The 26,601-nt window shown below is 70.6% G+C and carries 28 protein-coding genes and 1 tRNA gene; 15 read left to right on the forward strand and 14 right to left on the reverse strand.

What is annotated here, in order from left to right; all coding sequences use genetic code 11:
• Positions 1 to 104: 104 nt before the first annotated feature.
• From LL946_RS04255 to LL946_RS04265, 3 genes are all read right to left on the reverse strand, one after another.
• Positions 105 to 947 carry a 3-keto-5-aminohexanoate cleavage protein gene (locus LL946_RS04255; protein ID WP_404385115.1) on the reverse strand — a complete coding sequence of 281 codons (843 nt, stop codon included), beginning with the start codon at positions 945 to 947 and terminating at the stop codon, positions 105 to 107.
• Positions 948 to 1,010: 63 nt separating this feature from the next.
• On the reverse strand, positions 1,011 to 2,042 hold the full coding sequence (locus LL946_RS04260) for a YgfZ/GcvT domain-containing protein (RefSeq protein ID WP_404385117.1): 1,032 nt from the start codon (positions 2,040 to 2,042) through the stop codon (positions 1,011 to 1,013).
• Positions 2,039 to 2,458 (reverse strand): Fur family transcriptional regulator, encoded by a 420-nt coding sequence (locus tag LL946_RS04265; RefSeq protein WP_404385119.1) that lies wholly within the window; start codon positions 2,456 to 2,458, stop codon positions 2,039 to 2,041. The genes LL946_RS04260 and LL946_RS04265 overlap by 4 nt, the downstream gene beginning before the upstream one ends.
• A gap of 57 nt (positions 2,459 to 2,515) precedes the next feature.
• On the opposite strand from LL946_RS04265, the gene LL946_RS04270 reads away from it, so the two are divergent.
• Positions 2,516 to 3,541, forward strand: coding sequence for an LCP family protein (locus tag LL946_RS04270; protein WP_404385121.1), 1,026 nt, complete (start codon positions 2,516 to 2,518; stop codon positions 3,539 to 3,541).
• A 54-nt stretch (positions 3,542 to 3,595) separates the two neighbouring features.
• On the opposite strand, the gene LL946_RS04275 is transcribed toward LL946_RS04270, so the two are convergent.
• Complete coding sequence (locus LL946_RS04275; protein WP_404385123.1) at positions 3,596 to 4,105, reverse strand: FABP family protein; 510 nt, start codon at positions 4,103 to 4,105, stop codon at positions 3,596 to 3,598.
• Between the two features lie 35 nt (positions 4,106 to 4,140).
• Here LL946_RS04275 and LL946_RS04280 point away from each other — a divergent pair, with 35 nt between their 5' ends.
• Positions 4,141 to 4,521 carry a DsrE family protein gene (locus LL946_RS04280; protein WP_404385125.1) on the forward strand — a complete coding sequence of 127 codons (381 nt, stop codon included), beginning with the start codon at positions 4,141 to 4,143 and terminating at the stop codon, positions 4,519 to 4,521.
• A 133-nt stretch (positions 4,522 to 4,654) separates the two neighbouring features.
• On the opposite strand, the gene LL946_RS04285 is transcribed toward LL946_RS04280, so the two are convergent.
• The gene (locus LL946_RS04285; protein WP_404385127.1) at positions 4,655 to 5,494 is read right to left on the reverse strand and encodes a hypothetical protein; all 840 of its coding nucleotides are present in this window, start codon (positions 5,492 to 5,494) and stop codon (positions 4,655 to 4,657) included.
• A 16-nt stretch (positions 5,495 to 5,510) separates the two neighbouring features.
• The gene (locus LL946_RS04290; RefSeq protein ID WP_404385129.1) at positions 5,511 to 5,783 is read right to left on the reverse strand and encodes a MoaD/ThiS family protein; all 273 of its coding nucleotides are present in this window, start codon (positions 5,781 to 5,783) and stop codon (positions 5,511 to 5,513) included.
• A 20-nt stretch (positions 5,784 to 5,803) separates the two neighbouring features.
• Here LL946_RS04290 and LL946_RS04295 point away from each other — a divergent pair, with 20 nt between their 5' ends.
• Genes LL946_RS04295 through murJ form a run of 3 tightly spaced genes read left to right on the forward strand, consistent with a single transcriptional unit; the run spans position 5,804 to position 9,192 of the window.
• Entirely contained in the window at positions 5,804 to 6,511 is a 708-nt protein-coding gene (locus tag LL946_RS04295; RefSeq protein WP_404385131.1) for a DNA-binding response regulator, read from the forward strand.
• Positions 6,508 to 7,470 carry a mycothiol synthase gene (mshD, locus tag LL946_RS04300; RefSeq protein WP_404385133.1) on the forward strand — a complete coding sequence of 321 codons (963 nt, stop codon included), beginning with the start codon at positions 6,508 to 6,510 and terminating at the stop codon, positions 7,468 to 7,470. The genes LL946_RS04295 and mshD overlap by 4 nt, the downstream gene beginning before the upstream one ends.
• A 42-nt stretch (positions 7,471 to 7,512) precedes the next feature.
• Entirely contained in the window at positions 7,513 to 9,192 is a 1,680-nt protein-coding gene (murJ, locus tag LL946_RS04305; protein WP_404385135.1) for a murein biosynthesis integral membrane protein MurJ, read from the forward strand.
• 117 nt (positions 9,193 to 9,309) lie between these two features.
• Here the strand turns inward: murJ and LL946_RS04310 are convergent, their stop codons facing one another.
• Both LL946_RS04310 and LL946_RS04315 read right to left on the reverse strand, forming a co-directional pair.
• Complete coding sequence (locus tag LL946_RS04310) at positions 9,310 to 10,629, reverse strand: hypothetical protein (protein WP_404385137.1); 1,320 nt, start codon at positions 10,627 to 10,629, stop codon at positions 9,310 to 9,312.
• Between the two features lie 11 nt (positions 10,630 to 10,640).
• Positions 10,641 to 11,861: a lipid II:glycine glycyltransferase FemX gene (locus LL946_RS04315; RefSeq protein ID WP_404385139.1), complete on the reverse strand. Its 1,221-nt coding sequence runs from the start codon at positions 11,859 to 11,861 to the stop codon at positions 10,641 to 10,643.
• Positions 11,862 to 12,130: 269 nt separating this feature from the next.
• On the opposite strand from LL946_RS04315, the gene LL946_RS04320 reads away from it, so the two are divergent.
• From LL946_RS04320 to pstB, 7 genes are all read left to right on the forward strand, one after another.
• A complete protein-coding gene (locus LL946_RS04320; protein ID WP_404385141.1) occupies positions 12,131 to 12,838 on the forward strand; it encodes an aspartate/glutamate racemase family protein in 708 nt (235 codons plus the stop codon).
• A 127-nt stretch (positions 12,839 to 12,965) separates the two neighbouring features.
• Positions 12,966 to 15,278 carry an RNA degradosome polyphosphate kinase gene (locus LL946_RS04325; RefSeq protein WP_404385143.1) on the forward strand — a complete coding sequence of 771 codons (2,313 nt, stop codon included), beginning with the start codon at positions 12,966 to 12,968 and terminating at the stop codon, positions 15,276 to 15,278.
• An 83-nt stretch (positions 15,279 to 15,361) separates the two neighbouring features.
• The gene (locus tag LL946_RS04330) at positions 15,362 to 16,240 is read left to right on the forward strand and encodes an NUDIX domain-containing protein (protein WP_404385145.1); all 879 of its coding nucleotides are present in this window, start codon (positions 15,362 to 15,364) and stop codon (positions 16,238 to 16,240) included.
• Between the two features lie 199 nt (positions 16,241 to 16,439).
• Positions 16,440 to 17,564: a phosphate ABC transporter substrate-binding protein PstS gene (pstS, locus tag LL946_RS04335; RefSeq protein ID WP_404385147.1), complete on the forward strand. Its 1,125-nt coding sequence runs from the start codon at positions 16,440 to 16,442 to the stop codon at positions 17,562 to 17,564.
• Between the two features lie 105 nt (positions 17,565 to 17,669).
• Entirely contained in the window at positions 17,670 to 18,683 is a 1,014-nt protein-coding gene (gene pstC / locus LL946_RS04340) for a phosphate ABC transporter permease subunit PstC (RefSeq protein ID WP_404385149.1), read from the forward strand.
• Complete coding sequence (gene pstA, locus LL946_RS04345; protein ID WP_404385151.1) at positions 18,680 to 19,600, forward strand: phosphate ABC transporter permease PstA; 921 nt, start codon at positions 18,680 to 18,682, stop codon at positions 19,598 to 19,600. The genes pstC and pstA overlap by 4 nt, the downstream gene beginning before the upstream one ends.
• Before the next feature lie 59 nt (positions 19,601 to 19,659).
• A complete protein-coding gene (gene pstB, locus LL946_RS04350) occupies positions 19,660 to 20,436 on the forward strand; it encodes a phosphate ABC transporter ATP-binding protein PstB (protein WP_404385153.1) in 777 nt (258 codons plus the stop codon).
• Between the two features lie 35 nt (positions 20,437 to 20,471).
• Here the strand turns inward: pstB and LL946_RS04355 are convergent, their stop codons facing one another.
• From LL946_RS04355 to LL946_RS04375, 5 genes are all read right to left on the reverse strand, one after another.
• The gene (locus LL946_RS04355; protein ID WP_404385155.1) at positions 20,472 to 21,314 is read right to left on the reverse strand and encodes a cytochrome c biogenesis CcdA family protein; all 843 of its coding nucleotides are present in this window, start codon (positions 21,312 to 21,314) and stop codon (positions 20,472 to 20,474) included.
• Between the two features lie 2 nt (positions 21,315 to 21,316).
• Positions 21,317 to 21,904 (reverse strand): redoxin domain-containing protein, encoded by a 588-nt coding sequence (locus LL946_RS04360; RefSeq protein WP_404385157.1) that lies wholly within the window; start codon positions 21,902 to 21,904, stop codon positions 21,317 to 21,319.
• Between the two features lie 85 nt (positions 21,905 to 21,989).
• Positions 21,990 to 22,994, reverse strand: coding sequence for an anion permease (locus tag LL946_RS04365; protein ID WP_404385159.1), 1,005 nt, complete (start codon positions 22,992 to 22,994; stop codon positions 21,990 to 21,992).
• A gap of 5 nt (positions 22,995 to 22,999) precedes the next feature.
• Positions 23,000 to 23,626 carry a DUF47 domain-containing protein gene (locus LL946_RS04370; RefSeq protein WP_404386789.1) on the reverse strand — a complete coding sequence of 209 codons (627 nt, stop codon included), beginning with the start codon at positions 23,624 to 23,626 and terminating at the stop codon, positions 23,000 to 23,002.
• Between the two features lie 299 nt (positions 23,627 to 23,925).
• A complete protein-coding gene (locus LL946_RS04375; protein ID WP_404385161.1) occupies positions 23,926 to 24,567 on the reverse strand; it encodes a hypothetical protein in 642 nt (213 codons plus the stop codon).
• A 30-nt stretch (positions 24,568 to 24,597) separates the two neighbouring features.
• On the opposite strand from LL946_RS04375, the gene LL946_RS04380 reads away from it, so the two are divergent.
• From LL946_RS04380 to LL946_RS04390, 3 genes are all read left to right on the forward strand, one after another.
• Positions 24,598 to 25,497 carry a crotonase/enoyl-CoA hydratase family protein gene (locus LL946_RS04380; RefSeq protein WP_404385163.1) on the forward strand — a complete coding sequence of 300 codons (900 nt, stop codon included), beginning with the start codon at positions 24,598 to 24,600 and terminating at the stop codon, positions 25,495 to 25,497.
• Positions 25,488 to 25,919 carry a DUF1810 domain-containing protein gene (locus LL946_RS04385; RefSeq protein ID WP_404385165.1) on the forward strand — a complete coding sequence of 144 codons (432 nt, stop codon included), beginning with the start codon at positions 25,488 to 25,490 and terminating at the stop codon, positions 25,917 to 25,919. The genes LL946_RS04380 and LL946_RS04385 overlap by 10 nt, the downstream gene beginning before the upstream one ends.
• 138 nt (positions 25,920 to 26,057) lie before the next feature.
• Positions 26,058 to 26,133, forward strand: a tRNA-Lys gene (locus LL946_RS04390).
• 65 nt (positions 26,134 to 26,198) lie between these two features.
• On the opposite strand, the gene LL946_RS04395 is transcribed toward LL946_RS04390, so the two are convergent.
• Positions 26,199 to 26,552 (reverse strand): DsrE/DsrF/TusD sulfur relay family protein, encoded by a 354-nt coding sequence (locus LL946_RS04395; protein WP_404385167.1) that lies wholly within the window; start codon positions 26,550 to 26,552, stop codon positions 26,199 to 26,201.
• Positions 26,553 to 26,601: the final 49 nt, after the last annotated feature.

Here is a 26,601-nt window from a genome sequence, read left to right on the forward strand (position 1 = left end):
CCACCCCCACACCGGCGGACGCAAGCGGTGGTGGACGGATGGCATACCCCTGCGTCCGCCAACCTGACGCCATCACCCCCACAGCGGCGGACGCAAGCACTCGGTCAGCGGCGGGGCTTGATGCCGAGCAGCTCGCGTGCGTCCGTGGTCGACATCGGCGGGCGCTGCATCGTCGTGGCGAGCTCCGCGGCGCGGGCCACGAGCTCGGCGTTGTGCTGGACCTGCTGCCCGCGCGCGAACACGACGTTGTCCTCCATCCCCACGCGCAGGTGACCACCGGCCGACAGTGCGCCGGCGAGCACCGGCAGGTGGGTGCGGCCGATCCCCGTCGCCGACCACGACGTCACTTCGTCGGGGAGCATCGCCACCCCAGCCATGAGCGCCGCAGCCGTGCCCGGCATCGCCCCGGGCACCCCGAGCACGAAGTCGACGTGGACCTTGCCCCCGAACGGCAGCCCGTGCGTGTCGATGAGCCGGCGGAGCGCGTGCACGTGGCCGAGCTCGAACAGCTCGAACTCCGGCACGACCTCACGCTCCTGCGCCTGGACGTAGAGGTCGGACATGAAGCCCCACGGGTTGAGGAACACGTCGTCGCCGAAGTTCGTCGTGCCGCACGTCAACGAGCACGAGTCCGGCTCGGCGTCGAGGACGGTGAGCCGCTGCTCGAGCGGGTCGTGGACCGACCCGCCTGTCGAGAGCTGCACGACGAGGTCGGTCTCGGAGCGGATCGCGTCGACCGCGGCGCGGAGGTGCCCGCCGTCCAACGTCGGACGGTGCTCGTCGTCGCGGATGTGGAGGTGGATGAGCGCCGCGCCGGCCGCCTCGCAGGTCCGCGCCGTCTCGACGAGCTCCTCGAGCGTCGTGGGCAGCTGCGGGAGGTCCGCCTTGGCGTGCTCGGCGCCGGTGGGCGCCACGGTGATGAGGGTCGCGGACGATGCGGGAGCCATGCGGATCAGTGTGTCAGGCGGCCCGCGCCCGTACCGCGCCGGATCGGGAGATACTGCGGCGGATCAGGGGGTGACGATGACGGTCTGTGCGCCCGCGACGGTTCCGGCGACAAGATCGGCGTCAACAGGGGTGTTGCGCTTGACGACCGCGAGCGCGATCGGACCCTCCTCGTGGTGGCGCGCCACCGTGGTGAGACGCCCGACGACGCGACCGTCGAGCACGAGCTCGGCACCGGCCTCGGGCAGCACGTGACCTGAGCCGTCGAGGTGGAGGAAGACGATCCGGCGCGGCGGACGGCCGAGGTTGTGGACGCGGGCGATCGTCTCCTGCCCGCGGTAGCAGCCCTTGTGGAGGTGCACGGCCGTGCGCAGCCAGTCGAGCTCGTGTGCGATCGTCCGGTGGTCGGTCTCGAACCCGAGCCGCGGACGCCAGGCCGCGACACGGAGCGCTTCGGCGGCCCACGTCCCGGCGAGCGGCCGGTCGCCGACCGTCGACTCGAGATCCGCGCGCGGGACGACGAGCTCGCGCCAGCGTCGCGCCTCACCCGGGTGCCCCGTCTCCGGTCCGTATGCCGCGGTGTCGCCGACGAGGTTCGGCCACGGGTCGACCCACGCGACCGGCTCACCCTCGACACTCGCGGCCGAGAGCGGCTCGCCGAGGACGGCATACGAGGCAGTGACGTCCGCGACCTCGACCCTCAGCATGAAGCGCATCGAGTCGAGCCAGGTCACGAGCGCCGGCGCGGTGCCGGGCTCGACGGTGATCCACGTCGTCTCGCCGTCGTCGACGACGTGGAGCACGTGCTCGATGTGGCCCTTGGGCGAGAGGACCAGCGACTCGGCCGAGACGCGGGGGGCGAGCCCGGTGAGCTGCTGGGAGGTGATCGAGTGCAGCCACGACAGCCGGTCCGGGCCGGTGATGGTGACGACGCCCCGGTGGGACAGGTCGACGACGGCCAGACCCTCCTCGAGCAGGCGCTGCTCGCGCCCGGGGTCGCCGTAATGGGCGGCGACGCCGGCGTCGAGCCCCTCGCCGGCGACGGCACCGGGGCGGTCGAGCAGCGGCGAGGTGGCGAGGGTGGTGGTGTCGGTCATGACTGCTTCCTGCAGGTGCGGCAGAGGCCGTGGATGGCGGCGTGGGTGACGTCCGCCTCGAATCCGAGAGAACTGTCGAGCCTGGCGACGAATTCCTCGGCCAGGCTGGTCGGCGCCTCCCCCACGGAGCCGCACTGACGGCAGACGACGTGGATGTGGGTGGCGTGGGAGGTGAGGTGGTAGCTCGGGACGCGGTGGTCGACATGGGTGTGGCTCACGAGGCCGAGGTCCGAGAGCGCCTCGAGCGAGCGGTAGACCGTCGAGAGCGCCATCGGGGTCGAGCTCTCTCGCGACACGGCCTCGACGATCTGCTCCGGAGTGGCGTGGCCGAGGGACCCGACGGCGTCGAGCACCTGCTGGCGCTGCGGCGTGAGCCGCCGTCCGGCGGCCCGCAGTCGCGTGCCGAGATCGCTCACCCCACCAATGTATGCCGCTGCCCACGCGGTTCCGACCGCGCACCTAGACTGGGCCGGGTGCTAGACGTGTTCCAGGACGAGAGCCAGCCGACCGTCGAGACCCGGAAGAGGCCTCGGCGGTTGCGTCGCTTCGTCATCTTCGTCGCCTCCCTCTTGGCCCTGAGCCTGGTCGCGGTGGCGGGGTTCGTGGTGTTCCTCAACCAGACCGTCTCCGGCAACATCACCCGGGAGGACCTCCTCCCCAAGGCTGCTCCCTCGGCCACGCTGCCCGACGGCTCCACCGTGCAGCTCCCCCAGGCCGGGGTGGGGCAGAACTACCTCATCATCGGCTCCGACGCCCGTCCCGGCGAGACCGCGAGCCGCTCGGACGTCATCGTCCTGGCGCACGTGCCCGAGGACAAGGGCGCGGTGCAGCTCATCCACTTCCCGCGTGACCTCTACGTCGCGATCCCCGGTCGCGGCAAGAACAAGATCAACGCCGCCTACGCCTTCGGCGGCGCACCGCTGCTCGTGAGCACGATGCAGAACCTCCTCGGCGTCAAGATCGACCACGTCGCCAAGACCGACTTCGAGGGCTTCCGCAAGATGACCGACGCCGTCGGCGGCGTCCGCGTCTATGCCGAGGAGGCGAGCGACGAGGGCGGGTTCACCATCCGTGAGGGGTTCAACGACCTCAACGGTGAGCAGGCCCTGGCCTTCGTGCGCGAGCGCTACCAGCTCTCCGAGGGCGACATCTCGCGTGGCCGGCGCCAGCAGGCGTTCATCAAGGCGCTCATGATGAAGGCCCTGAGCCGCGAGGTCATCACCAACCCGATCAAGCTCACCCGGTTCATCGACGCCGCGACCGACAACCTCACCGTCGACAGCGCCCTGTCGGTCGGCACGATGCGCAATGAGGCGATCTCGCTGCGCAACCTGCGCAGCGACGACGTCGTCTTCATCACGGCCCCGTTCACCGGCTTCGGCACGGCCCCGGACGGCGGGTCGATCGAGATCGTCGACGAGGCGAGCATGTCGGCGCTCGGCAAGGCGCTGCGCACCGACGCGATGGCCGACTACGGCGACGTCTCCGTCATCCCCTGAGTCCAGCGTCCCCCCGGACGCCGGGAGCCTCCAGGACCGGACGGGGACGGCGGCTCACTCGACGCGCTTGAGCTCCGCGGACAGGTGCGAGGTGAGCGGCTGGCCCATGGCCGCCATGTCCATGACCCAGAGCAGGTTCGACTGGACATAGCCGTACATCCGGTGGCCGGCGGAGTAGTCCTTGGCGTGGGGGCTGCGCATGACGCCGTCGGTGCGCAGCTCGACCTTGGCGGGCTGGGCGTGCCCGGCATACATCTCCACGATCCCGGTCGGGTGGGTGAGCAGGAGTTCGACGTTGGTGCCGTCCTCGGCCTCCGCGACCGGGCGCCAGAAGCCGACCTCGGTCGCGAGGGGCCGCACCTTCTCGCCCGCGTCGTTGAGCAGCCACGTCCGGCTGTGCCACGACAGGAACGGGCGGCCGTCGTGCGAGCAGGTGATCTCCTGCCCGAAGTTGGCCGACTCGATCGTCGGGTAGCCGACGACGCCGGCCCCGGCCCACTTGCCGATGAGCCAGGCGAGGGGGGCGAGCTCGGAGGGAAGGTTGGTGTCGAGGTGGAATGCCACGAGTGGGATCGTAGTCGCACACCTCAGGAGGACCCATGTCCGAATCCTCGAGCGACATCCGGCCGCTCGTCGTCAAGATCACCTGCGGGGCCGAGGCCCTCGAACGACTCAACCAGGGGCTCACCGTCGCGTCGACGGCGCTCGCCGCGGGCGCGGACGTCAGCCTGTGGCTCACCGGAGACGCCACGTGGATGGCCGTGCCGGGCCGGGCGGAGGAGCTCACCCTCCCCCACGGCGCTCCGCTGCACGAGCTGCGAGACGCCCTCCTCGGGGGCGCCACGGTCACGGTCTGCGGCCAGTGCGCCGCCCGGCGTGAGCTCGGTCCCGACGACCTGCTCGCCGGCGCGACGATCCGGGGCGCCGCGGCCTACGTGGAGGAGATCCTGCGGCCGGACGTGCAGGCGATCGTCTACTGACACGGGCGGCGTATGCCGTCCGCGCGGCGTTCGGGGAGCGGTGCGCGTTCGACTGATTGCCCGTTCGTGCATGTCCCAGCGATGGTTCCAGTGCATCCAGCGCCGGAACGGGCAATCAGTCGGAGGAGCTGGGTCAGCCGACGAAGATCGTGGCGAGGACGCCGACGGGTACCCCGGTGACGAGGACCGAGGCCGCGGCAGCGGTGAGCTGACCGCGGAGGCCACGGATCGGGGGCAGGACGCAGAGGACGCGCCGCATGACGTGCGCCACGCCACCGGCCACCGCGCCGATGACGACCCCGGCGAGCACGCCGACCTCGTCGACGACCAGGCCGCTGATGCCGCCGGCGAAGAACCCGAGCCCGATGGCGATCCCGACCATCCACGGGCGCACCCGGTCGAGGCCGGCCGCGAGGTCGGCGGCCGCCGACACGGCGAGCGCGATGGCGGCGACGACGACGACCTCGGTGCCGCCCGAGGTCCGGCCGAGCGGGACCCACCCGACACCGATGGTGGCGATGGCGATGCCCGCCGCACCCGCCGCGACCGACTGGGTGAGCCGCGGACGCCCGTCCTTGCGGACGAGCTGGTGCAGGAACATCGCGAGCACGGCAGCGGCGACGACGACGGGGACGTGCCGGAGGTACGGCTCGTCGGGGGTCAGCGCCACGGTCACGGGCCCGAGGACGCCGGCGATCCCGATGGCGAACGAGGACCCGAAGCGGCTCGTCGACCCCAGCAGCTCGGGCCAGCCCCAGGCGAGGGCCAGACCGATCCACGCGACTGCGGCTGCGCCGAGGGCGTGGTCGGCGACCGTGCCGACGGCCAGCAGCCCGGCGAGCACCGCGGTGGCGACCACGACCGTGAAGCGCCGCTCGGTCGCCATCGGCGGCAGGATCGGGTTGCGGCGGCGCTCCTCGCGAGCGGCCCGGCGCGCTGCGCGGGACTCGCTCACCGGCTCGGACGCATCCACGGTCGGCATCCTGCCATCACCCCCCGGCGAACGGCGGGAGCACCTCGAGCACCTGGTCGCGACCGACCTCGGTCTCGCGACCCACGGCCCGGCCCTCGAGCAGCACCGAGCAGACGGCGACGACGTCACGCAGCTCGGGGTGCGCCGCCACGGCGGTGTCGAGCACGTCGCCGACGGTCGGGCCGGCCGCGAGGGTCTCCTCGGAGACGCCGGCCGCCGCCCGGGCACCCGCCCAGTAGCGCAGTGTCACCGGTCTCAAGCCACGGCGAGCGCCGTCGATCGTGGTCATGTCCACCTATTCTGTGCTGGATGGCCCACCTCTTGCTGCTGACCAACGCCTTGGCGCCGAGCGCCGAGGTGCTGCCGGCTCTGGGCCTGCTCAGCCACCATGTTCGCATCCTCCCGGCCGAGGCCACCGCCCTCATCGACGCGCCACCCGCCGACGCCGTGCTCGTGGACGCCCGTCGTGAGCTCGCCATGGCGCGCTCGCTCTGCCGCGTCATCCGCACGACCGGGCTGTCGGCACCGCTGTTCGCGGTGCTCACGGAGGGTGGGCTCGCCGGGCTCACCCCCGAGTGGGGCATCGACGACGTCCTGCTCGACACCGCGGGTCCGGCCGAGGTCGAGGCCCGCCTCCGCCTCGCGATCGCCCGCGCGCTCGAGAGCGATGGTCCGCCCGACGACGACGTCCGGATCACGGCGGGTGTGCTCGTCATCGACGAGGCGACCTACTCCGTCAAGCTGCGCGGTTCGGTCCTCGACCTCACCTACAAGGAGTTCGAGCTCCTCAAGTACCTCGCGCAGCACCCGGGCCGCGTCTTCACCCGCGCGCAGCTGCTCCAGGAGGTCTGGGGATACGACTACTTCGGTGGCACCCGCACCGTCGACGTCCACGTGCGGCGGCTGCGCGCCAAGCTCGGGTCCGACTACGAGTCGCTCATCGGGACCGTGCGCAACGTCGGCTACCGCTTCGTGCCCGAGGAGGCCGCCGACGACGCCAAGGTCGCGACCTCGTGAGCGACGTCGGGCTCGACACCACGAACCACCTCGACGAGGCCGCTGCGACGGACGTGCTCGCCCTCGCCGGTCGGGCTGCTGACGTCGACGGCGTCGAGGCCGTCTCCGAGGCGTTCCGTCTCGCCCTCCGTTCACCTCACACCTCGGTCACCCACCTACGCGCGTATGCCGGGGGCTCACCTTCCGAGGGCCTGCTCGGCTACGCGGCGGTGGACCCCGGCGGCTCCGCCGAGCTCGTCGTCGACCCGGTGGCACGCCGTCAGGGAGTCGGTCGGGCGCTGCTCCGGGCCGCGCTCGACGCCGGGACCACCGGGGTGTGGGCGCACGGCGACCTGCCCGCGGCTCGGGGGCTGGCGGCTTCGGAGGGTCTGGTGTCGACGCGCGAGCTTCATGTCATGGAGCGGCCGGTCCGCGACGGCGACGACGTCGACCCGGTGCTGCCCGAGGGCTTCTCCGTGCGGGCGTTCGAGTCCGGCCGGGACGAGCAGGCGTGGCTCGACGTCAACCGGCTGGCCTTCGCCTCGCACCCCGAGCAGGGCTCGATCACGCTCGAGGACCTCGAGGAGCGGATGGCCCAGGACTGGTTCGACCCGGCCGGCTTCCTCCTCGTCGAGGACACGACCGTGACCCTGGACGGTGGCGCGCACCCGCTGGCGGCGTACCACTGGACCAAGCGCGAGCCGCACTCTGCCGCACGTCCGGGCCACGCTCGAGACGGCGACGAAGGAGCCGGCACGAGTGGGGAGGTCTATGTCGTCGGGGTGCACCCGGCATACCAAGGGCGTGGGCTGGCCGGTCCGCTCACGGGACTCGGCACGGCACACCTCGCCCGGCAGGGCGTGAAGACGATCGAGCTCTACGTCGACGGTGACAACACGCGCGCACTGGCGACCTACCGGCGCGCCGGGTTCGAGGACGCGGCGATCCACGTCGTCTACGGTCGGCCGCCCGCGCCGTAGAGTGGCCCGGTCCCGACGACCGACACCCCTGAGGGAGATCCGGTGAGCCTGTCCCGTCCCGAGGGCGCCGAGGCCGATCCCGAGGGCGCCGGCGCGCCTGCTGCCGGCGACGACATCGCCCACAACAGCGCGATCATGGCGATCGGCACGTTCGGGTCCCGGATCCTCGGCTTCATCCGGACGGCGATGCTCTCGGGCGTCGTCCTCGCCAAGGCGCTCGACTCGTTCACCATCGCGAACTCGCTGCCGACCCAGCTCTACGTCCTCATCAACGGCGGGCTCATCTCGGCGCTGCTCATCCCGCAGCTCACGAAGGCGATGATGCGCAAGGACGGCGGCCAGGACTTCAGCGACCGGCTCATCACCCTGTGCCTGCTCGTCCTCGGTGGCGCCACGGTCCTGTCGATGCTCGGCACGCCGTGGATCATCGACGCACTGACCAAGGACGGCTCTGGCCGGGACTTCCTCGACCTCACGGTCCTCATGGCCTACATCTGCGTGCCGCAGCTGTTCTTCTACGGCCTCTACTCGGTGCTCGGGCAGGTCCTCAACGCGCGCGGCAACTTCCTCGCCTACGCGTGGGCACCGGCCTGGGCCAACGTCATCCAGATCATCGGGCTCGGGTGGTTCATCTGGCAGTGGGGCACGCAGACGTCGGCGTCGGGCTGGACCACGCAGATGATCCTCGTGCTCGGGCTGAGCACGACCCTGGGCATCGCGGTGCAGGGGCTCTGCCTGCTCGTGCCGCTCCGGAGGTCCGGCTTCCGGTTCCGCCTCCGGTTTGGGTGGCGCGGCTACGGGTTCGGCGACATGTCCCGGATGACGGGGTGGACGGTTGCCGCGCTGCTCATCTCGCAGTTCTACGGGTTCGTCACGACGCGGGTCATGGCGCCCGGTGACGACCTGGGCGCGAGTGTGCCCGGCAACGGCGTGCAGGCGTGGGCCTACACGCTCTACATCCTCCCCCACTCGATCATCACGACCTCCGTGGTGAGCGCGCTCTTCCCCGCGATGTCGCGGGCCCACGAGGCGGGTGACCTCCGGGAGATGCGGCGCCGGGTCGTCAGCGGCATGACGAGCCCTGCCGTGCTGCTCCTTCCGGCGACGGCGGCGTTCATCGCGCTCGGCCGACCGATGGCCAAGACGCTCTTCCCCGGGACGCGCTACCTGCCCGAGCAGGGCATCGACGAGCCCGGCGACATCGCCCTCGTGCTCGCCCTCATGGCGATCGGCCTGCTGCCGTTCGGGATCACGGCGCTCAAGCAGCGCTACTGCTTCGCCCGCGGCGACGGCTGGATGAACTTCTGGCTCGTCGCCCTCATGACGGCGGTCAACCTCACCGCGTGTGCGGTGGCCGTGTGGTGGTCGCCGGTCGAGTACGTCGTCGCGACCGTGGCGGCCGGGGCGACCATCGCCAACATCATCTCGGCCGGAGCGTTCCTGCTCGTGGCGCGGCGCCAGCTCGGCGGACTCGACTTCGGCCGGGTGTCGCGGCTGTGGGCGCGGGTGGCGCTGGCGTCGGCGGTCGCCGGGCTCGGCGGGTGGGCGGTGGCCTCGCTCGTGGCCGACCCGGGGAGTGCCTATGTGCGCCAGGCCCTGTCGCTGGCCGCCGGTGGCGCCGCGATGGGTGTGCTCTACCTCGCCGCGGCAAAGCTGCTGCGGATCCGCGAGGTCGACGACATGCTCGCCCCCGTCCTGCGCCGCTTGCCGCTCCCCCGCTGACCCCGCCCTTCGCCCGGCCGTCCCGCCCCATCCGCACTTTTCGACCAATAGGTCACGAAACGGCCCGGACAATTCGTGACCAATTGGTCGAAAGTTGCCCCGCCGCACCCGGCCCCGTCAGTGGGTGACGGGGAGGTCTGAGTCGGCGGGCTCGCCGCCCGGGAAGTACGCCGCCTCGGGGTCGTAGTACTGGTGGAACTTGCGGTCGTAGCTCACGCCCGCCGCGAGGATCTTGGCCCAGCGCACCGGGTGCTTCTCCGCGCGGTAGTGCAGGGGGTTGCGCAGCCCGCCGGCCCTGATGACCCGCTTCGTGCGTGCCCACAGGTCGGGGTGGCGGGCGACGGCCCACTTGATGGTCCGCACCGGCACCACCGAGTAGACCGTCTCGGTGTCGGCCTCGACGAGCTCGAACTCCTCGGGCAGGGTGTCGTGGACGTACTCGTCGACGTACCAGGTCACCGGGTTGAAGCCCGTCCCCGTGACGTAGTAGTTCGAGCGCCCGAGCCGCGGGTTGAGCTCGAAGAACTTCGTCGTGCCGTCGCGGGGGTCGTACTTGAGGTCGAAGTTGGCGTAGCCCACCCACTCGAGCTCGGCGAGCAGCCGCACGGCCTCGTCGACGATCTCGCGGTTCTGCCCGGTGAGGATCGCTGCCGGCACCCCGAGAAGGCCGGGCGCGTGCTCCTCGATGAGGGTGCGCCCGTAGGAGGCGAACCGGACCCGCGAGTCCCTGTCGCAGTAGCAGGTGAGGATCCGCATGCCCGTGTCGTCGCCGGGAATCCTGTCCTGGACGATGAGCGTCTCGCGGTAGCCGGCCGCCTGAACCCGCCCCACGAGGTCGCGCAGCTCGTCGGCCGTCGCCACCTCGTGCACCTTGGCCTGGCCCTCGAACGTCACGGCGTTCCACGCGGCCGGAGCCGTGGGCTTGACGATGAGCGGGTAGCCGCACCCCGCGGGCGGCTCCACCTGGGCGAGGTCGTATGCCGGGTCGCCCAGGTCGATGAACGTCGTCGCCGGGGTCGTGACCCCCGCGCGTTGGGCGGCCTCCTCGAAGGTGTGCTTGCGCGTGGCGATGGCGAGCGGCCCGGCCCCGACGTAGGGGACCTTCCAGGAGTCGTCGAGTCCGTCGCGCATGAGCGCGATGACGTCGACGAGGGCGTCCGAGGTGGCGAGCAGGATCTTGGGCTGGGAAAGCTCCGCGAAGGGCGAGCCTGCCAGGGTCGCCGCCAGCACCTCCGGGTCGTGGGCGTCGGTGCAGTGGACGACCTCGAGGATCGCGGAGTGCTCGACCACCCACGACGTCGCACCGGTGACGACGAGCGACTTCACCCCGTAGGCCTCGTGGAAGGCACGCACGAGCGAGTAGCCGCCGACGTGGGCACCGACGACGACGGGAACGAACGGCTGGTCGGGGATGGACTCAAAAGACCTGTCGGACAAGGGAACTCGATTCAGCGACGCTTGTAGACGCGGACGACGAGGTCGATGAGCCGACCCGAGAGGGGATGGAGCTGCTTGGTGAACTCACCGGCATACTCGCGTCGTTCGGGGTTCCACTGGCGCTTGAACTCCTCGAGCCCCTCGGAGGCGTCGATGCCTCCGAAGTCGAACGTCGTCACGCCCTTGGCCGCGGCGTCCTGCATGATCCGCCAGACCATGAGGTAGTTCGGGCGCAGGTTGCGGTGCTCGTCGGACGACGCGGCATACAGGTAGGAGCCGCGGGTGCCGCACGTCGCGAAGATGGAGCCGGCGAGGTACTGGCCCTCGGGGTGCTGCGCGTGCGCCGCCTCGAACTCGGCGGCGGACGCCTCGTTCTTGGCGATGGCCTGCTCGAGCTGCTCGACCTGGCGGTCGGCCTTCTCGGAGGGGTACTTCTCACGCTTGGCCTGAGCCTTCTCGAGCTGCTGGCGCGAGTCCTCGACCTTGGCGCGGGCCGCCTCGGCCGCGGCGCCGTGGTCGAGCTTGACCAGCGAGACGACAATGTCGTCGGTCGGCGAGAGGACGTCGTAGAGGGTCGTGAAGTACTCCAGGCTCCGGATGCCGAAGCCGTCGCGTGCGCCCGTCGTCTTCATGAGCTCGTAGAACGCGGGGATCCTGTCGCGGCCGACCGACTCGTAGACCAGGCCCGACTTCTCGGCCTTGCGGATCGACTGGCGGGTGCCCTGCGACAGCTCCTTGTGCAGCGCCTCGAGGTCGGAGATGTCGGTGACCATGCGCAGCGCCGGCTGGGCGAGGGTCTTCGCGGCGTCCTCGCCCGGGTCGGTGCGGGTGAAGCCGCGGGACTCGAGGGCGGGCCGGATCGCCGGGTCGTCGATGCGTACGGCCGGGTCGATCCGGAGCAGCACGCCGCGGTTGGCCTTGGCGACGCGGCTCACCTCGGCGAGCAGGGCGTCGACCGACTCGGCGTCGGCCCAGTCGACGACGAACCCGCGCGGGCAGTAGGCCAGCGCCAGCGGCAGCACGGGGGTGCGGCGGAAGAGGATGAGCGCGACGCCCGTCACCTCACGCTCGCCGTCCACGCCCGTCCGGCCCACGGCGACGGTGCGCCAGGTCCAGCCGGTGTGCTCCTTCTCCCGGCCCCACGGTGTCGTCTGCATGAGGTGACCGTTGGGGTGGTCACGGACGAAGTCGTCGTGCTCGCGGTCGGTGAGATCAAGGGCGGCGAGTGCCACGAAGCTCCTCGGTAGGGCCGGTCAGGGATCGCGTCGGAGTCTATCCGCCGGGCTCCTGGTCATCGGCCGGCGTGATCGCCAGGCTCACAAACCCCCAGGCTGCGCTGCGCGTCGATGACCTATAGGTATTGCTGAACACCTATAGGTCATCGACCCGTCAGGGCACACGTGTGGGATCCACCCCAGCACTGCTGATCCTGGGCGGCGTCGCGCGGCCGGCCACTGCATGGGTCGGGCCGCGTGCGCCCACTCGGGGTTAGGCTCGACGGGTGCGAAACGAACCAGTCGGCATCCTCGGCGGGATCGGGCCGATGGCCACCGTCTACTTCATGCAGCGTGTGCTCGCCATGACTGACGCGTCGCGCGACCAGGACCACGTCGACATGATCGTGTGGAACCACGCGAGCATCCCCGACCGGACGGCATACCTCGTGGGAGACAGCGACGAGAGCCCCGGACCGGTGATGGCCGAGGACGCGCGACAGCTCGAGCGCGCCGGCGCGAGGTTCATCGCCGTGCCGTGCAACACCGCCCAGGCCTTCCAGGACGAGGTGGCAGCCGCCGTCGACATCCCCGTCATCGACATCGTCGCCGAGACGATCGCGGCCGCCCGGGCCGCCGTCCCCGACCTCACGCACGTGGGCATTCTCGCCACCGACGGGACCCTGCGCGCGCAGACCTACCACCGAGCCGCGCAGGCCGCCGGCCTCACGCCGGTCGCCCCTGACGACGTCGTCCAGAAGGACGTCATGTCGATGATCTACGACGGGGTCAAGGCCGGTATGCCGGTCGAGCGCGAACGCTTCGACGCTGCGGTCGAGCACCTGCGCGCCAAGGGAGCGGGTGCGGTGCTGCTGGCCTGCACCGAGCTGTCGATCCTGCGGACCGACCTCGCCGTCGACGACCACGACGTCGTCGACTCCCTCGACGCCCTCGCCGCCCGGACGGTGACGATGGCCGGCGGACGGCTGCGCTGACCATGTCGCGGCGGACTGTGGCGACCGACCGCATGGCGACCGACCGCAGGGCGGCCGATCACACCGCGGCGGACCGCACGCTGGTCGATGTCGACCGCCGTTCACCTCGACCTGCCACGATGAAGCCATGACGACGTCGACGAGGCCGAAGTCCACCGACGTGGACGGTGCGGCGAGCACCGAGGACGCGGACAGCACGGGCGCGGACACCACCGGTGACGCGAGCATCGTCAGCGAGGTCTCGATCGCGAGCGCGTCGGCCGCCGAGGCCCGGGGCACCCAGCCGCGCGCGTCCAACGGCCGCTTCGTCCGCACCGGCGGCGGGGACGAGTCCGAGGGGCTGCCGGCCGACAGGTTCCTCGACCGCGAGATCTCGTGGCTCCAGTTCAACGAGCGGGTCCTCCAGCTCGCCGCGGACGAGAGCGTCCCGCTGCTCGAACGCGCCCGCTTCCTCGCCATCTTCACGTCGAACCTCGACGAGTTCTTCATGGTCCGAGTGGCCGGCCTCAAGCGGCGGATCGCCACCGGACTCGCGGTCCGTTCCGCCTCGGGCCTGGAGCCGCGCGAGGTCCTCGAGCAGATCTCGGTCGTGAGCCACGAGCTGCTCGACATGCAGGCCCGGGTCTACGACGACCTCGTGCAGCCGGCGCTCGAGGACGAGGGCATCCAGATCCTGCGCTGGGACGAGCTCTCCGAGGAGGAGCAGCTCAGGCAGGGACAGCTCTTCACCGACCGGGTCTTCCCCGTTCTCACCCCGCTCTCGGTCGACCCGGCGCACCCCTTCCCCTACATCTCCGGCCTCTCGCTCAACCTCGCGGTCCTCCTCACCAACCCCAAGACGGGCAAGGAGCACTTCGCCCGGGTCAAGGTGCCGCCGCTGCTCCCCCGGCTCCTCCGGGTCGGTGAGAGCGGTTCGTCCAGTGACATCTACGACGTGCGCTTCGTCCCCATCGAGGACGTCATGGCCGCGCACCTCGACCAGCTTTTCCCCGGCATGGAGGTGCACGAGCACTACACCTTCCGCGTCACACGCAACGAGGACCTCGAGGTCGAGGAGGACGACGCCGAGAACCTCCTCACGGCGCTCGAGAAGGAGCTCAGCCGTCGTCGCTTCGGGCCGCCAGTGCGGCTCGAGGTCGACCGCGACATGGACGACCACGTCATGGAGCTCCTCGTCCGCGAGCTCGGCGTCTCCTCTGCCGAGGTCTACCGGCTCCCAGCCCCGCTCGACCTGCGTGGGCTCAACATCATCGCCGACCTCGAGCGCTCCGACCTGCACTACCCCGCCTTCGCCGCCCGCACCAACAGCGACCTCGCACCCACCGAGAGCGCCAAGGCGCGAGACATCTTCGCGAGCATCCGCAAGCAGGACGTCCTGCTCCAGCACCCCTACGACTCGTTCTCGACGTCGGTGCAGGCGTTCATCGAGCAGGCGGCCGCCGACCCCCACGTCCTGGCGATCAAGCAGACCCTCTACCGCACGAGCGGCGACTCCCCGATCATCGACGCCCTCATCGACGCGGCCGACAGTGGCAAGCAGGTCCTCGCGATCGTCGAGATCAAGGCCCGCTTCGACGAGCAGAACAACATCTCGTGGGCCCGCAAGCTCGAGCGGGCAGGCGTCCACGTCGTCTACGGCATCGTGGGGCTCAAGACCCATTCCAAGCTCAGCCTCGTCGTGCGGCAGGAGGAGGACGGGCTGCGCCGCTACTGCCACATCGGCACCGGCAACTACAACCCCAAGACCGCCCGCCTCTACGAGGACTTCGGCCTCCTCACCGTCGACCCGCAGGTCGGCGATGACATGACCCGACTGTTCAACCAGCTGTCGGGGGTGGCGCCGCGCAGCAAGTTCAAGCGGCTCCTCGTCGCACCGCGGTCGGTCCGCAGCGGGCTCGTCGAGCGCATCGAGTCGCAGATGGACGTCGAGAAGGCGAACCCGGGCCAGGGCTACATCGGCATCAAGGTCAACTCGATCGTCGACGAGCAGATCATCGACGCGCTCTACCGGGCCTCGATGGCCGGGGTCAAGGTCGACGTGTGGGTCCGGGGCATCTCGGCCCTGCGCCCGGGCGTCGAGGGACTGTCCGAGACGGTCACCGTGCACTCGGTCCTCGGCCGCTTCCTCGAGCACTCGCGCGTGTTCCTCTTCGGCAGCGGGGACGACCTCGAGGCGTGGATCGGCAGCGCCGACATGATGCACCGCAACCTCGACCGCCGGGTCGAGTGCCTCGTCCGGCTCACCGACCCGCGCCACCTCGAGGACCTGCGCTCCCTCATGGCCATGGGGATGAGCACCGACCACTCGCACTGGTCGCTGGGCAGCGACGGCCGCTGGAGCCGTCACCACGTCGACGCCGACGGGAACCCGTTGCCGGACCTGCAGGCCGACCTCATCGAGATGCACGCCAAGCGTCGACGCAAGGCGCGGCGGCGCTGAGCACGCAGGCGCGACCGGAGGTCATCCCCGCGGCGGGCACGCTGCCGTGGCGGGTGCACAAGGGCGTACTCCAGGTGGCGCTCGTGCACCGCCCCCGCTACGACGACTGGTCGTGGCCCAAGGGCAAGCTCGACCCGGGTGAGGCCTGGGCGACCGCCGCCGTGCGCGAGACGTTCGAGGAGACCGGGCTTCAGGTGCGGCTCGGCCCTCCCCTGCCCGGCGCCCGCTACCTCGTGCTCACCAAGGCCGGCGACCGCGGGGAGAAGGTGGTCCACTACTGGGCCGCCACGGTGACCGGCGGTCACGGCCGCCTCGAGCACGAGATCGACGCGCTCGACTGGCTCGACGTCACCGAGGCCCACGTGCGCCTCGACTACGCCCATGACCGCGACCAGCTCCGCGCGCTCGTCCGGGCGCACGGTGAGGGCACCCTCGACACCTGGCCGCTCGTCGTCGTGCGGCACGCCAAGTCGGTCCCCCGCTCCGACTGGGACGCGGACGACCAGCAGCGGCCCCTCGACGCGCGGGGCAGGGAGCGAGCCGAGGCGCTCATCCCGGTGCTCGCGGCATACGGGATCACCCGGATCCTCACCTCACCCTCCGTGCGGTGCGTCGACACGATCGCCCCGTATGCCGTGTGGTCAGGGACCGCGCCGCGCACGCGGCGCGGGCTGTCCGAGGAGGGGCACGAGGCCGAGCCGGGGCGGGCGGCCGACCACGTCGAGAGGCTGCTGGAACGCGGTGAGCCGGCGGCGGTGTGCACGCACGGACCGGTCATGCCCGCGCTCACCGAGGTGCTCACCCGGCGCCTCGGCCTCGCCGGAGCCGACGCGGTGGGGATGCTCGAGCGGTTCGTCGAGGCCCGCGACGACAACCTCGCCAAGGGTGAGGCCCTCGTCTGCCACGTTGCCGGGGTCGGGCCTGAGGCGCGCATCGTCGCGGTGGAGCGCCATCTCCCCTGAGCCGGCCCGCCCTGATCACGTGGCTGACCTGGGATCGCCGGCCTGACGCTCGCTTGAACTGCGCGACAACCAATGGCCGAACACCGTTCACGCGTCGTTCACCCCGCACGAGCCGACCGGTCACCAGCCCTCCCTACCTTCACAGTTGTCGGTACACCACGTCCGGCCCCGATCTCTGTCCTTGTGAGAGGTACACACAGTGAAGATTCAGCGTCTCGGCGCGATGGCGTCTCTCGCCCTCGTCGGTTCGATCGCCCTGGCCGGTTGCGGCTCGGACAACAACACCGGTGACCCGGCCGCGTCCGGTGACACCACCGCGAGCGCCTCGGCCAACGCCGACTGCTTCGACGGCACGCTCAACGCCGAGGGCTCCTCCGCCCAGAAGAACGCCTTCGAGGAGGTCGGCTCGCTCTTCAGCGCCGAGTGCACCGGTGCCACCGTGAACTACAACCCCTCCGGCTCCGGCGCGGGCATCAAGCAGTTCATCGGCGGCCAGGTCGACTTCGCCGGCTCCGACTCGGCGCTCAAGACGGTCGAGAAGGACGGCAAGGTCGAGGCCACCGAGGCTGCGACCTACTGCGGCTCGCCCGCCTGGAACATCCCGCTCGTCACCGGCCCCATCGCCGTCGCCTACAACGTCAAGGGCGTCGACAAGCTCACCCTCACGCCGGCCGTCGCGGGTGACATCTTCTCCGGCAAGATCACGACCTGGAACGACCCCAAGATCGCCGCGGTCAACTCGGGCGTCACCCTCCCGTCGACGGCCATCAAGGTCTTCTTCCGCTCCGACGAGTCGGGCACGACCGAGAACTTCACCAAGTACCTCAAGGCTGCCGCTCCGGCCAACTGGGCCGGCGAGCCCGCGAAGACGTGGGACGGCAAGGGCGAGGGCAAGGCCAAGTCCGCCGGTGTCGCCGAGGGCGTCAAGAGCACCGACGGTGGCATCACCTACGTCGAGTGGAGCTACGCCAAGGACAACGACCTCGGCGTCGCCGCGATCGACAACGGCGCGGGCCCCGTCGAGCTCACCAGCGAGACCGTCGGCAAGGCCGTCGCCACCGCCAAGCAGACCGGCACGGGCAACGACCTGGCCCTCAAGCTCGACTACGCGACGAAGGAGCCGGGTGCCTACCCGATCAACCTCGTGACTTACGAGATCGTCTGCTCGAAGGGCAAGGACGCCGAGAAGCAGAAGAACATCAAGGCGTTCCTCAAGTTCTTCGCCTCCGAGGAGGCCCAGAAGGCCATCGAGGAGATCGGCTACGCGCCGCTCCCCGCCGAGGTGCAGACCAAGGTCGAGGCCGCGATCGAGGCGATCAGCTGATCGCGTCTTCCGGACGCACTGACCTTCTGGTCAACTGAGGGGGTGGGGCCGCTCCGGCCCCGCCCCCTCAACCCCGTCACACAGATCCTGAGAGGACCTGCCTTCGTGTCATCGATCACCGGTCACAGCGCGATCGACGAGCTCCCCAGCGGCGACGGCCGCCCACCGCTGGAGGCCGACCGTGCCGGGACCGGCCGTCTCGGGGACCGGATCTTCGGCGGCCTGGCCACCGGCTCCGGCCTCGTCATCATCGGGCTCGTCACCCTCGTCGGTGTCTTCCTCGTCTGGCAGGCCGTCCCCTCGCTGCTCAACAACGAGGCGAACTTCCTCACCTCGCGCGAGTGGGTCCCGAGCGGCACCGAGCCCCGGTTCGGCATCGTCGACCTGCTCTGGGCCACGGTCGTCACCTCGATCATCGCGATGCTCGTCGCCGTGCCCCTCGGCGTGGCCGTGGCCCTCTTCATCACCCAGTACGCCCCGCCGTGGCTCAACAAGCCCGCCGCCGCGCTGGTCGACCTGCTCGCCGCGGTGCCGTCGATCGTCTACGGCCTGTGGGGTCTCCAGGTGGCCGGCCAGTACTTCGAGCCCGTGGCCAGGGTGCTCGACTCCGTCCTCGGCTGGCTCCCCTTCTTCTCGTACACCGAGACGCCCAGCGCCAAGAGCACGCTCGCCTTCGCCGGCCTCATCCTCGCCATCATGATCCTGCCGATCGTCACCGCGATCTCGCGCGAGGTCTTCGCGCAGGTGCCGACCACGCACAAGGAGGGCGCGCTCGCCCTCGGCGCGACGAAGTGGGAGATGATCCGCGTCGCCGTCCTGCCCTTCGGCAAGCCCGGAATCATCTCGGCGGCGATGCTCGGCCTGGGCCGCGCCCTCGGTGAGACCCTCGCCGTGACGCTGCTCCTCTCGGCGCTCAACACCTCGGAGGTGTTCTCGTTCTCGATCTTCGGCGGCGGCGAGACCTTCGCGTCCCGCATCGCCAACGACGCGGGCGAGTTCGACTCCGCGCAGAAGACCGGCGCCTACATCGCCGCCGGCCTCGTCCTGTTCATCCTCACCTTCATCGTCAACGCGGCCGCCCGTGTCGTCATCGAGCGTCGGAAGGCCTTCAGCGAATGAGCACCCTGAGCACCCTCGACGAGTCGGCCCGGCGCACGGTCCTGTCCGACGACGACTTCGGCGGCAAGTCCGGCGGACGTGCGTTCAAGGACCAGCTGGCCCGCGCCCTCATGTGGGCGGCGTTCCTCATCGCCCTCATCCCCCTCGTCTGGATCCTCGGCTCGGTCCTCGTCAAGGGCGGCCAGATGCTGCTCGACGTCGGCTGGTGGAGCAAGTCCCAGGCCGGCATCACGGCCCGCCGCGAGGGTGGCGGGGCCGTCCACGCCATCCAGGGCACGCTGATCCAGGCCGGGGTCACGGCGCTCATCTCCGTGCCCGTCGGGGTCCTCACCGCGGTCTACCTCGTCGAGTACGGCCGGGGTCGCCTCGCCAAGACCGTGTCGTTCATGGTCGACATCCTCACCGGCATCCCGTCGATCGTCGCGGCGCTCTTCGTGTATGCCGTGTGGGTCACGACCTTCGGGCTCCAGCGCATCGGGTTCGCCGTCTGCCTGGCCCTGACGATGCTCATGATCCCGACGGTCGTGCGCTCCACCGAGGAGATGCTCAAGCTCGTCCCCAACGAGCTGCGCGAGGCGTCCTACGCGCTCGGCGTGCCGAAGTGGAAGACGATCATGAAGATCGTCATCCCCACGTCGTTCTCGGGGATCGTCACCGGCATCCTGCTCGGCCTGGCCCGCGTCATGGGCGAGACCGCCCCCCTGATCATCCTCGGCCCCTACACCGCCGTCATCGCGACCAACCTGTTCGACGGGCTCATGCCCACGCTGCCGACGATGATCTACCAGAACTACGGCGAGAGCCTGCAGCCGTCGGTCGACCGCGTCTGGGGCGCCGCCCTCACGCTCATCCTCATCATCTTCCTGCTCAACATCGCCGGCCGCCTCATCAGCCGGTTCAGCAAGGTGAGCAGCTGACCCGGCCGCGCACACGGCATACACCTGATCTTCGGAACGAAAGAGAAACGACACCTCCCATGGCAAAGCGCATCGACGTCAAGGACCTCGACATCTACTACGGCGACTTCAAGGCCGTCGAGGGCGTGACCCTCACCGTCGAGCCCCGCTCGGTGACGGCCTTCATCGGCCCGTCCGGCTGCGGCAAGTCGACCGTCCTCCGCACCCTCAACCGGATGCACGAGGTGATCCCCGGCGGTCGCGTCGACGGCAAGGTCTCGCTCGACGACCAGGACCTCTACGCGTCGTCGATGGACCCGGTGGCCGTGCGCCGCACGGTCGGCATGGTGTTCCAGCGGCCGAACCCGTTCCCGACGATGTCGATCCGCGACAATGTCGCCGCCGGGCTCAAGCTCAACGGGGTCAAGAACAAGAAGCAGCTCGACGAGGTCGTCGAGCGCTCGCTCAAGGGCGCCAACCTCTGGAACGAGGTCAAGGACCGCCTCGACAAGCCCGGCGCCGGGCTCTCCGGTGGCCAGCAGCAGCGTCTGTGCATCGCGCGGGCCATCGCCGTCGAGCCGCAGGTGCTGCTCATGGACGAGCCGTGCTCGGCGCTCGACCCGATCTCGACGCTCGCCATCGAGGACCTCATCAACGACCTCAAGGCCCAGTACACGATCGTCATCGTCACGCACAACATGCAGCAGGCGGCGCGGGTCTCGGACCAGACGGCGTTCTTCAACCTCAAGGCGACGGGCCAGCCCGGCCGCCTCGTCGAGGTCGACGACACCCAGAAGATCTTCAGCAACCCGACCGAGAAGGCCACCGAGGACTACATCTCCGGCCGCTTCGGCTGATCCCGGCCGACACGCCGGACCCCTGCCGCGCGGTCTCAGGTGCGGCCGCGGGCCTGGGCGACGCCGCGGGCAACCAGCCCGACCACGACGAGGGCCGCCACGACGGCCAGCCCCGCGGGTCCGACCCGGTCCAGGGTCGCGGCGACCTCCGACTGCACCGCGAGAGCGGCGTCCACGACCGGGTCGTCCGTCGACCCTCCGCCGAGGACCCGGATCTCGTACCAGCCGTACCACGCGACGTAGGCGCCGGCGAGGACGAGCAGGATGCCGCTCAGCCGACCCACCCAGGGCGCGGCCGCACGCAGACGGCCGAGCACCGCGCCCCGGGCGAGGGCGACCGCCACGGCGAGGAGACCGACGAGCAGCCCCATCCCGACGGCATACGCGAGGACGACCGCGAACCCGGCAGCGACGCCGGAGGCCCGGGAGGTGGAGGCGAGGACCGCCAGGAAGGGGGCCACGGTGCACGAGAGGGACGCGAGGGCGTACGCGACGCCGTAGCCGACCATGGTCAGCCACCCACCCGTGGGCGCTCGCTGCACCCGGGGCAGGCGCAGGGTGAGCTCTCGGCCGCTCGCGAGGACGAGACCGCCGACCACGAGAGCGAGACCGATGACGACCGTCACCCACGGCAGGTAGCGCTCAAGCGACAGGGCCAGCGGCACGACGAGGGCGCCGAACGTGCCGAACACGGCGACGAAGCCGAGCGTCATCGCCGCGGCGAGGCCGACAGCACGCACCACAGCCCGACGTCGGTCGGCCCCCCCGGTGCGGTCGACCACCAGGGTGAGCCAGACGGGAAGCAGCGCGAAACCGCACGGGTTGAGGGCGGCAAGCATCCCCGCGCCGACCGCGAGGGACAGGGCGACGGGTTCCATGCTCAGCCGAAGGTCGAACGGACCAGCGCGTCGAGGTCGACGTCCCTCCCGTATGCCGGGTGCGTCGTCACCGTCCCGTCCGCACCGACGAGCACGAAGGTGTGCTGCTGGGTGATCCCGAACCGGGTGTAGACCTCGCCCCGGGTGTCGGCCACGTGGGTCAGGTCACCGACGTCGTGCCGGCTCACGAACTCCCCCATGGCGCGTCCGTCCGAGCTCAGCCCCGCAACGCCCACGAAACGGATCGTCGGCGACGCCTCGGCCGCGGACCTGACGCTCGCGGCACTGCGCGCGCACACCGTGCACCACGGAGCCCAGAACCAGAGCACGGTGTCCTGACCCGCGAGCGACGCGCCGTCGAACGGCTGACCGTCCACAGTGGTCGCTGTGAACCGGAGTTCGTCCGGGACGCTCGCGGTCGCGCCGCTGGGTGCCGGGGCTTCCGCTGTGGCGCTCCCCGACGCACTGGCAGTCGAGCGGTTCGTCGACGCCGAGGACGCCGACGCTCCGCCCTGTGAGGACCCACAGCCCGCGAGGACCGCGAGCAGCAGCGCAGAGGTTGTCGCGGCGAACAGACGGGTGAGGATCACCCTGCCAGTATGGCGATCGCGGATGCCTGCGCCGCCGGGTCCGGCCTTACGGATCGATGACGCCGACGGGACTCAGACGACTGGGTCAGAGGCCGATGATGAGCTTGAGCAGCAGGTAGGACGTCGCCGCCACGAGCCCGGCGCCGGGGAAGGTGAAGATCCACGCGCCGACGATGTTCTTGGCCACGCCCCAGCGGACCGCCTTGAGGGACTTCGTCGAGCCGACGCCCATGATCGCCGAGGTGATGGCGTGGGTGGTCGAGATCGGCGCGCCGGTGGCGGTGGCGACGTAGAGCACTGCCGCGGCCGTCGTCTCCGCCGCGAAGCCCTGGGGCGGGTCGAGGTGGATGATGCGGCGGCCGAGGGTGCGCATGATCCGCCACCCACCGGCATACGTGCCGGCGGAGATGACCACGGCGCTCATGACGAGGACCCAGAGCGGGATGTGGTCGTCACCTTGGGCCGTGAAGCCACCCACGGTGAGGGCCAGCACGACGACACCGGCGGTCTTGGCAGCGTCCTGCATGCCGTGCCCGAACGCCATCGCGGCCGCCGAGACGGTCTGCGCGTAGCGGAAGCCGCGGTTGACCTTGCCGGGGTGACCTTTGCGGAACAGCCACATGATGGCCGTCATGACGAGGAAGCCCACGATGAGCCCGACGACGGGCGAGGCGATCATCGGGAGGATGACCTTCTCGAGCACCTCGCTCCAGTGGACCGTCGTCGAGGCCGCGATCGCGGCACCACCGAGGCCACCGATGAGGGCGTGCGAGGACGAGGACGGCAGGCCGTACCACCACGTGAGCATGTTCCAGGCGATGGCGCCGATGAGGCCGGCGGCGCAGATCGTCAGGCCGACGTTGCCGGCGGGGGCGTCGATGATGCCGCTGCCCACCGTCTTGGCGACCTTGGTGCCGAGGAACGCGCCCGCGAGGTTGGCGATGGCCGCCATGCCGAGCGCGATGCGCGGCGTGAGGGCGCGCGTCGACACCGACGTCGCGATCGCGTTCGCGGCGTCGTGGAAGCCATTGGTGTAGTTGAAGCCCATCGCGAGCGCGACGACGAGGGCCACCGGGATCCAGCTCTCCACAGTGGTCAGGACTCCTTGACGGCGATGCTCTCGACCTTGTGGGCCACCGTCTCGAAGGCGTCGGCGGCGGCCTCGAGCTCGTCGATGAGCTCCTTGTGCTTGATGACGTCGATGGGGTCGGCGCCCTCGGCGTTGAACATCTCGGCGAGCATGCGGCGGTAGGCCTTGTCGGCGGAGTTCTCGAGCCGGTTGATCTCGATCCAGTAGGAGCTGAGGTCCTTCATCGAGCGCAGCCGCGGCATCGCCTCGACGGTGAGCTCGGCCATCCGCGCAAGGATCTCGATCTGCTGCGCCACGCCGGTGCCGAGGTCGGTGATCCGGTAGAGCGCGATGAGGTCGCCCGCGGCCTCCATGTGGTCGATGCAGTCGTCGAGCGCACTCGCGAGGCCGTGGATGTCCTCACGGTCGAAGGGCGTGATGAACGAGGAGTTCACCTTGCGGATGAGCTCGTGCGTCGCCTCGTCGGCGGAGGTCTCGATGTCGCTGAGCCGCTGCGCGATCGCCTCGCGCTCCTCCTGGCTCTCGGCGCCGAGGATGGCGGTGAGCTCGGCGGCGCCTTCGATGAGGTGGCTGGCGGACTGGGAGAACAGGTCGTAGAACCCGGTGTCCTGGGGGGTCAGGCGGAAGCCCACGTGAGTCGCTCCGAACGGCTCGAGGTCAAGGGTCGCGGACAAGGCTACGGCCTGTCGTCCGGTTCGCCGTCATCGGCGGTTCACCCCCCGTTTCCTCGCAGGTGAGGCGTGGTCCCCGAGGCACGGGAGAGACTCCGGCGGTGTGAAGTGGTGCCGGACCGGGAGCGCCTCACGGCGCGTGGCCGCTCGTAGCGGCTGAATTTGGGACCCGGGGCTGCCGCGGTCCGGCACCACCACCAGAGCCTAACGCGCCCGACCCCGGAGTCTGTTCCCGAACAGCCTTCGGTATGCCGTCCGGCTCAGTCGAGTTCGTCGGCGCGCCACAGGCGCGCGCACGCCACGAGGTCCTCCCCGGTGCGCTGCATGGCGGCCGCACTCGTCGTGAGCGCGCCCGCCGACTCCGGGTCGGTCTCGTCGCGGTCGTGGGCGAGGTCGGCGCGGCCTGCGGCGACGACCGCGGCGAAGGCAGCGGCCCGCTCCAGAGCCACCGCGAGGTCGCCCTGGAAGACGCCGGTGAGGATCTCGTCCGCGAGGGCCGTGACCTCCTGCGGGCCAGGCGGCTCGGCGACCCCCGCGATGGCGTGACCGACATCGGTGAACCGCATGCCGGCGGCATACTGCCGGCTCGCCTCGACGGGCTGGCGACGGACCCACTCCCGCAGGGCGTAGAGGCGCCACAGCGCGCCCGGGAGGCTGCGACCCGGGCGCCCGGCCCACAGGTCGGCGACGGTCGAGAGACCCAGGTCGTCGACGAGGGCCACGAGGCGGGCGGTGACGGCGGGGTCGTGCGCGGCGCGGCCGGTGCCCACGAGGACGGCGGCGGTCTGGTGCGCGATCTCGGTGGTCTCGGCAGGACCGGGCAGGGTGCCGCCGTGGGCTTCGAGGGCGTCCGGGCCGAAGTGGACCGGGCGCCTCGGGACGTTGCGGCCGCTGTCTGTCACCCGTCCATCTTGCCCCGTACGTTGGGATGCATGACTGGCACCGCAGGCCCACCGACCTACGAGACGCTGCTGTGGGAGGTCGCCGAGGACGGCATCCTCACCCTGACGCTCAACCGCCCCCACGCCCTCAACGCGTTCACCGTGACGATGGCGCGCGAGCTCGAGGACGCGTTCCGGCGCGTCAACGACGACGACGCGGTGGCGGCAGTCGTGGTCACCGGCGCCGGTCGCGCGTTCTGCGCGGGTATGGACCTGTCGCGTGAGGGCAACGTCTTCGGGCTCGACGAGTCGCTCTCGCCGACGCTCGAGGACATGACCCAGCGGCTCGACTCCCCCGAGGTCGCCGACGGCGTCCGCGACACCGGCGGACGCGTGGCGCTGGCGATCTACGACTGCACCAAGCCGGTTCTCGCCGCGATCAACGGTCCGGCCGTCGGGATCGGCGCGACGATGACGCTGCCGATGGACGTGCGCCTGGCGTCGACGTCGGCGCGGATCGGGTTCGTCTTCGGGCGCCTGGGGATCGTGCCGGAGGCGTGCTCGTCGTGGTTCCTGCCGCGGCTCGTCGGCGTCTCGCGCGCGCTGGAGTGGACGTATGCCGCCGACATCCTCACCGCCGAGGAGGCCCTGGACGGTGGCCTGCTCCGCTCGGTGGTGGAGCCGGAAGCGTTGCTGGACACGGCATACGGGCTTGCGCGTCGTTTCGTGAGCGGGCGCTCGCGGGTCGCGACGGCACTCACCCGGCAGATGATGTGGCGCAACGCGGCGCAACCGCATCCGCTCGAGTCGCACCGGGTCGACTCGCTCGCGATGTGGTGGACGAGCGTGCACGACGGCAAGGAGGGCGTCGCCGCCTTCAAGGAGAAGCGCGAGCCCGAGTTCACCTCCGCGGCCTCGCGCGACCTGCCGGGCTGGGTCCCGTGGGGCTGAACCGGTTCGTCGAGGCGCAGGATGCCGGCGGTGCGTATGCCGCGGCGCTCGCCGAGCTGCGCCGTGGCCGCAAGACGAGCCACTGGATGTGGTTCGTCCTCCCCCAGGTCGCCGGCCTCGGCCGGAGCGAGATGGCCCAGCGGTATGCCGTGTCCGGGCTGGGTGAAGCGCGCGACTATCTCGCGGATCCCGTTCTCGGACAGCGGTTGCGCGAGTGTGCGGAGGTCCTGCTCGAGCTGCCGGGGTCGGATGCGGTGGCGGTCTTCGGCGGGATCGATGCCGTGAAGCTGCGGTCCTCGATGACGCTGTTCTCGCGCGCGGCGGAGGTGGAGCTCGACCGGCGGCTGTTCGACGGAGTGCTCGAGAAGTACTTCGACGGCGAGCCCGACCCGGCGACGCTGGATCTGCTGGACGGACGTTGAGCGGCGAGCACGCGAGGCGGCAAACGCTCATCGACGGGCATACCGCGCGCATGGTCGGCACGGACCGTGGACCGGTTGCCGCCCGAGGTGCTCACCGCTGCCCGGTATCGTCTGCGCTCGTGTGGGCCTGACCCACGCGGGCCTCTAGCTCAATTGGCAGAGCTGCGGACTTTTAATCCGTAGGTTGTGGGTTCGAGTCCCACGGGGCCCACCAGCACGCAGGTCAGCGGACCAACCACCGCTGTCATTCGCGCAGAACGCCGAGCAGTCGCGCTGAGGTCAGAAGGTCAGGACCTGGTCGGCCTCGACGGTCCAGGCGGCGAGCTCTTCCATGCTGGATCGGGGGGCCTCCTCGATGAGGTGCTCCTTGGTGAGCCCGCGGGCGTCCAGGCAGGTGCCACAGCAGGCGATGTGCCCACCGTGCCGAGCGAAGGACCGCAGCATCCGGTCGAGGGTGTAGTAGCCGTCCGGTGTCTTCTGGCCTGCGACGGCACAGGTCACCGCGTCGCCCATGAGGAAAACGGTGGTCTCCGTGTCATCCCGGCGTGCAAGGGCGAGGGCGAGGCGCAACGCGTTGAAGGTCTCGTCCGAGCCGTAGGCGGGGCCGTTGACGATCAGGAGCATCTTCCTCATGCCGCCAGCGTCCCGACCCCACAGGGAATCGGGCAGCGCCAAAGGTCCT

This window comes from Knoellia locipacati (assembly GCF_044791685.1).
Classification (GTDB): Bacteria; Actinomycetota; Actinomycetes; order Actinomycetales; family Dermatophilaceae; genus Knoellia; species Knoellia locipacati_A.

Coding starts and splice junctions, on each gene's coding strand:
- pstB (WP_404385153.1), top strand. CDS start 19,660: ATGGCAAAGCGCATCGACGTCAAGGACCTCGACATCTACTACGGCGAC.
- LL946_RS04260 (WP_404385117.1), bottom strand. CDS start 2,042: ATGACCGACACCACCACCCTCGCCACCTCGCCGCTGCTCGACCGCCCC.
- LL946_RS04355 (WP_404385155.1), bottom strand. CDS start 21,314: ATGGAACCCGTCGCCCTGTCCCTCGCGGTCGGCGCGGGGATGCTTGCC.
- LL946_RS04280 (WP_404385125.1), top strand. CDS start 4,141: ATGTCCGAATCCTCGAGCGACATCCGGCCGCTCGTCGTCAAGATCACC.
- LL946_RS04255 (WP_404385115.1), bottom strand. CDS start 947: ATGGCTCCCGCATCGTCCGCGACCCTCATCACCGTGGCGCCCACCGGC.
- LL946_RS04295 (WP_404385131.1), top strand. CDS start 5,804: ATGGCCCACCTCTTGCTGCTGACCAACGCCTTGGCGCCGAGCGCCGAG.
- LL946_RS04325 (WP_404385143.1), top strand. CDS start 12,966: ATGACGACGTCGACGAGGCCGAAGTCCACCGACGTGGACGGTGCGGCG.
- LL946_RS04395 (WP_404385167.1), bottom strand. CDS start 26,552: ATGAGGAAGATGCTCCTGATCGTCAACGGCCCCGCCTACGGCTCGGAC.
- LL946_RS04380 (WP_404385163.1), top strand. CDS start 24,598: ATGACTGGCACCGCAGGCCCACCGACCTACGAGACGCTGCTGTGGGAG.
- LL946_RS04290 (WP_404385129.1), bottom strand. CDS start 5,783: ATGACCACGATCGACGGCGCTCGCCGTGGCTTGAGACCGGTGACACTG.
- pstA (WP_404385151.1), top strand. CDS start 18,680: ATGAGCACCCTGAGCACCCTCGACGAGTCGGCCCGGCGCACGGTCCTG.